Here is a 5,703-nt window from a genome sequence, read left to right on the forward strand (position 1 = left end):
ACCCTAAAGGGCGCCAGCTACCGGCTACGCAACCGAGGAATCGACACCCTGCCCAGCATCAGAACCCAAGACCCGGCAGACTAGAACCGACAAACCGGTGGCCTCGTTTTCGACCGTCGGAACGGCCTCGTTTTCGAGCGGCGTCGACACTTCACCGGCAGTACTGAATGCGGGCGTCGTTCGTGGTCGCTTCGTCGCCGCGCGCCACCACCACCCGTGCGTGCGGTGCCGAATAGCCCCCGCTTGGCGCGCAACCAAGGCGCGTCGACCTCCACGGACACATCGGCCAAGCTGTTCAGAAACGTCAGCGCTTGATTCCGCGTCTCGGGGTCAGTTCCGATCCACAATGCCTCTTGGACTCGATTCGCCCGCTGTGACAGGTTCGTCGACCCGATGGCCGTCCACCGCCCAGCCACTACAACCTTCGCGTGCAACTCCTCGCAGTGCAGCACCTCAACACCCGCCCGAGCCCACTTCTCCAAAACCCGCGGGTCGGTGCCGCCAGACGCGATCGTTGCGTCGAGGCAATTCACATAGATGCGGTCGCCGGCCTTCAGTTCCAGCCCCGTAGGGTCGGTGATGTAGGCGATCGCAGCCGTCAACTTGGCCTTCTTCGGAAGCGTCGCTATCAGCCTCGCGAGCGCGCCGGGTCCGGAGATAACCTTCGAGGTCGCAACCACCACAGTCCTCCTGCTCGTCGGCGCTCCCGTACGAACGTACTGGCATTCGAGGCGTTCGAGGGGCCATAACCCAGCGGGAAACGCTCAAGCCCCGAGCCAAGACTCCTGAACGGACGCGTAGGCCACCGATCCATCGGAGCGCACGGCAACGCGTCATCCCGCCGCGAGGTAGCTAACCCGCCTTGATGACGCGCCCGGCCTTTCGGTTAGCAAAAGGTCGGCCGCCCCAGTCGGAGACGAACTGCGAGATGAGTTTCGGACTCGACGTCCTCAGCGACCGCGTTGTGCGTCTCGCGCCACGCAACGAGCAGGGTCTCACTGTCGACCAACTGCCAAAGGTATCTGCCGCCCCAGTGCCCGACCGGCTCCCCCGCACCATGCCTGCGGTACTCGTCGAGGCGCTTCGCCAGACCACGCCGGCCGGATGCTCCGGTATTCGCCTTGCCGATGTAGAGAACCTGCGCTCCTGGTATCCAAGCCTTTTCCAAGTCTCCAAGGGTACTGAGGGATCTTTGCCCTTGAACCACCCGGCAGGGCTGGCACCAAGAAACGCCGGGTCATCCACTCTCTCCCGAAGCACGACGTAGACCCCCGGCCCTCGGGGCACGGAGGACGAGGGCAGCACAGCGAATGGCACGAAGCCTTTGAATCCCGCCTCGACCAGCCTGTCGCGCGTCCAGTCCATCGGGCCAGTTTGCATCAGGGCCAGGCCCGATGTGTCAGCGAGGGGACGAGGGTCTTTCCGCCGCGTTTATCCGCCGCGGGCCGGCAGCCCGTCAAGAGGTGTGCGAGGACTGCTGCTGCAGGAGCGGCAGTAGGACTTCGAGTAACTCTTGCGTCTTCTCTCGCACGTACCAGGCCATAAGGTCTCGCCCGGCATTCGGGAAAAGCAGGAAGCCCAGAACGAGCGCCCAGCCCACCGCCCTCTTCCATCGCCGCGATAACAGTTCCGGCGCCGCTTCGATGACATCGATCCACCCCATACTATGATGATGCCAATGACCTGTGACAATGGCTCCTGTACGTCGGTGAGTGCCTAGGAGCGATCGTGCGTGCGGTGCTGCGGCCGCGTCACCCGGCCGCGAGGCAGCTAACTCGCCTTGATGACGCGCCCGGCCTTCCGGTTAGCAAACGGACGGCCGCCCCAGTCGGAGACGAACTGCGAGATGAGTTCGGACTCGACGTCCTCCGCGTCCGCGTTGGGCGTCTGGCGCCACGCAACGACCAAGGACCCACTGTCGACCGACTGCCAAAGAAACCTGCCGCCCCAGTGCCCGACTGGCTCCCCGGCACCATGCCTGCGGTACTCGTCGAGGCGCTTCGCGAGACCGCGCCGGCCGGACGCTCCAGGCTCGCCTTACCGATGTAGAGAACCTGCGCTCCTGGCACCCAAGCCTGTTCCAAAGTCTCCACGGACACCGACGGATCCTTGCCCTTGAACCACCCGGCAGGGCTGGTCTCAAGAAACGCCGGGTCATCCACCCGCTCCCGAAGCACGACGTAGACCCCGGGCCCTCGGGGCACGGCGGACGAGGGCAACACAGCGAATGGCACGAAGCCTTCGAATCCCGCCTCGACGAGCCCCTCGCGCGTCCAGTCCATCGGGCCAGTTTGCATCACAGCCCGTCCCGGTGTGACCGCGACGGGACGAGCATCTTTCCGCCGACTGCAGGCGGGCCGAAACGCTGGCATGTGGCTAGCGTCGATAGGTCCATACGCCTGGCCGCCAGCGGCGTGCAGGGTCTAGGTCAGTGAAGCATCGCCGCGCGAGGTGACTTCATGTCCGGCCCGTCCACCCTTCTACCGTTCCAGCCCGCGACCATGTCCAGGGCCCAACTCGCCGCCGTGTCCTTCCTGGCGCGCTACGCCGGGCGCACCCACTCCCTCTACGCGTTCCAGCTGCGGGAGTGGTTCGCCTGGTGCGAGATCAGCGGGCTCGACCCGCTCCTCGGAATCCAGCGAGCACACATCGAGCTCTACATCCGTCACCTAGGCGAGCGGGGCCTGATGGACTCCTCCGTCGTCACCATGATGCACGCCGTCCGCGGCTACTTCCGCTTCGCCCACATCGATGGCCTCATCACGGCCGACCCAGCCGTCTATGCGCGGCTACCCAAGATTCACCGCGACGAGTCCCGCACCCAAGGACTGGACCGCCTCGAGCTGATCCGTTTCCTCCAAGTCGCCCAAACCATCACCGTCCACCACGGCGCCCTCGCCTACCTGCTCGGCATCAACGCCCTCCGCGCCTCAGAAGCGGCGGCGGTGCGGATCGAGGACTACGCCGACACCCTCCGCGTCCTGCACGTGATCGGCAAAGGCAACAAGCCCGCCACCATGCCGGTGACCGTCCCCGTACTCCGGGCACTCGAGGCCTGCCGCGGCCAGCGCACATCGGGACACCTGGTGCTGCGGCCGGTCTCCGGCAAGCCGATCGACCGACGCGACGTCTACCGAATGGTCGCCCGCATCGCGAAGACCGCCGGCATCCCGCGGCACATCAGCCCGCACTCGCTACGGCACGCCGCCATCACCAACGCCCTCGACGCCGGCGTCCCGCTCCGCGACGCGCAGATCCTGGCAAGGCACGCCGACCCGCGCACCACCGAGCACTACGACCGCGCTCGCGGCAATCTCGACCGGCATGGCGTCCACTTCCTCACCGCATACGTAGCCGGTGTCTAGAGACATCGGGCCTCCCGACGTTTGTCCGCCGCGATCGCGCACAGCTCGGGCTCTATAGGCACTCAGGACCGTTCGATCATGGGCCGACGGCGTGGGCGGATTATTGCGGTGGCTTAGTAGCCGCCCCCGCCGCCGCCACCACCGCCACCACCGCCACCGCCACCGCCACCGCCACCGCTGTAGACGATCACGAGAACGACCACCACGACAGCCACTGCAACGAGTCCCGCGATCACCCATCGCTTGGCTAGCACCCTGATCACCTCTCCCATCGGGCGTCAACCTTTCAGGGTTGGCCCCCATATGGCGACGCACCGCGCCCATGCACGGTTCAACCGGGGGACGTGACATCGCCCGCTCGACCTAGGAGCGGAGGCCCCGTCCTAGAAGGTCCGTGGATGCCGAGGCGGCTGAGTCACCTCGCCGCCTGCGGACCGCACCGGGAGCCGGCACTGGCCCCGGCAGATCCCGGGTCGCTGATGCGGTGGGCGCCGTAGCCTCGGGAGGTGCGCACGACCCGAGTAGTCCGAACCCGCTTGGGGGCGGTGGAGGTGCTGGATTCACCCGGCGACAAGCGGCCGGTGCTCTTCTTTCCGGGAGGGCACTGCTCTGCGGCCGTCGACTGCGGATGGAGTCTCTACACCGCGATCGGGCACGGAGTCGTGTCGTTCTCGCGCCCGGGATATGGCCGCACCGACGTGGGGCGCCTCACCGCCGCAGAGTTCGTCCCTGCCGTCGCCCAGTGCTGTGAGGTGTTGGGGATCGACCAGACGGCAGGCGTTGTCGGCGTGTCCTTCGGCGGCATGCAGGCCCTTCACGTTGCGGTCGCGCTGCCCACTCTGGCGCCTCGTTTGGCCCTGCACAGTTGCGCTCGCTCGTCGCCGACGACACAGGCCAGGGCAATCGGCTTTACCAGAACTATCTCGGCATGAGAGACCGTGCGACGGCGCCGATGCCCACTCGATTCGCGGCCACGACGTACTACTTCTCTGTGAAGCTGAAGGGCGGCGACAACTCCGCAGGGAAGAAGCGGCCCTTCGACGCCTTGCGGATCGCATGGCACGACTACCCCGGGGAATGGTTCGAAGAGTCGCCGGCCAACGAGGAGGAGGCTGGTCGCCGTGTAAACACCTTCCGGTCCTTGCTGCGGTCCGACGTGGCGCTCTTCCTGGTCGATGGTCAGAAGTTGCTCGACTACCGCGGGGAGGAAGAGCGGTACCTTAAGTCGCTGCTGACGAATTTCCGCCAAGGCCTGCTGCGTTTGAAGGAAGAATTGCTGGCCGAGGAAGACCGTCTGGTCGAGTTCCCGCGCATCTGGGTCCTGGCACTCTCCAAGGCCGATCTCTTCCCAGACTGGGACATCCACTCGTTCCGCGACCTCGTAATCGGCAAGGCCGCAGAGCACATTGAGGCCCTGCGCGCGACGCTCCAAGCTCTGGTGGAGACACCCGAAGCGCTGTCAGTCGGCGAAGACTTCATGCTGCTCTCCTCGGCCAAATTTGAGCTTTCCTCGGCCACCCCTGACCCGGTGCAGATCGACGTGACGCAGCGGGTCGGACTCGACCTGATCCTGCCCGTGGCCTCGTTGCTCCCCCTTGAGCGCCGAGTCCAGTGGAACGAGCGCATGGAGATCCCCAGGAAAGTACTGGAGACACTTGCTGACGGTGCCGAGACGCTGGCCGTGGCCCTGACCGCCGGCAAGTCGATCGGCGTCGACAGACTGCTGGCCAAGTTGCCCGCGGTCGGGCCCCTCGCGAGCAAGGCAGCGCTCCCGGCCCTGATCGCGGCCGCCAAGATGGGTGGGTCGCAGCTCAAGCAAGTGAACGCCCAGGCCCGGGAGAATCACGACTACCTAAGTGCCACGCTGACGCAGTTCAAGCTGGACCTCGACCAGGGCGTCACGGATCGGCGGCTAGTCCGGAGCCGGAAGTGAGCCCTGAGCCTGGGCCGCCCGAGGGGCTCATCTGGGCTACCCGCGGACGTTCCTGGGGATTCCGCTTCCTTCTCGACGGGCGCCTGTCCGACCCGCTTTCCGTCTACGAAGAGCTCTTTGCGAACTTAGAGGACGAGCCGGCGACCTATTGCCGCGCCGCTGAGAGGCTCGCTCTGCGCTTTCCCGATCCATTGGGCCGCAGAGATGCAGCAGGTCGAGTGATTCCGCACGAATTTGTCGTGTTAGGGGACCTAGCTGTACTGACCGGGCACGTTGGTTGAGGGAATGCGACTCATCGCTCTGAGCTGCTGACGTGGGAGGGCCTCCCGCGGTGGAGTGGAACTGCTCAAGGTTCACTTCGCCAAACAGGAGGCCCTCGTGTCCCACGCTAACGCTGCCCTCACC

4 protein-coding genes are annotated in these 5,703 nt (G+C 65.8%); 3 read left to right on the forward strand and 1 reads right to left on the reverse strand.

Going from position 1 to position 5,703, the window contains the following annotated elements; genetic code table 11:
* Window positions 1-80 precede the first annotated feature (80 nt).
* A complete protein-coding gene (locus tag AB4Y83_RS22545; protein WP_442298261.1) occupies window positions 81-683 on the reverse strand; it encodes a hypothetical protein in 603 nt (200 codons plus the stop codon).
* A 1,818-nt stretch (window positions 684-2,501) separates the two neighbouring features.
* Here AB4Y83_RS22545 and AB4Y83_RS22550 point away from each other — a divergent pair.
* From AB4Y83_RS22550 to AB4Y83_RS22560, 3 genes are all read left to right on the forward strand, one after another.
* A complete protein-coding gene (locus tag AB4Y83_RS22550; protein WP_442298262.1) occupies window positions 2,502-3,365 on the forward strand; it encodes a tyrosine-type recombinase/integrase in 864 nt (287 codons plus the stop codon).
* Between the two features lie 506 nt (window positions 3,366-3,871).
* Window positions 3,872-4,297: an alpha/beta fold hydrolase gene (locus AB4Y83_RS22555; protein WP_442298263.1), complete on the forward strand. Its 426-nt coding sequence runs from the start codon at window positions 3,872-3,874 to the stop codon at window positions 4,295-4,297.
* Window positions 4,298-4,356: 59 nt separating this feature from the next.
* Complete coding sequence (locus AB4Y83_RS22560) at window positions 4,357-5,298, forward strand: ATP/GTP-binding protein (protein ID WP_442298264.1); 942 nt, start codon at window positions 4,357-4,359, stop codon at window positions 5,296-5,298.
* Window positions 5,299-5,703 lie beyond the last annotated feature (405 nt).

The organism is Terrabacter sp. RAF57 (assembly GCF_052113925.1).
In the GTDB taxonomy this organism is placed as follows: domain Bacteria; phylum Actinomycetota; class Actinomycetes; order Actinomycetales; family Dermatophilaceae; genus Terrabacter.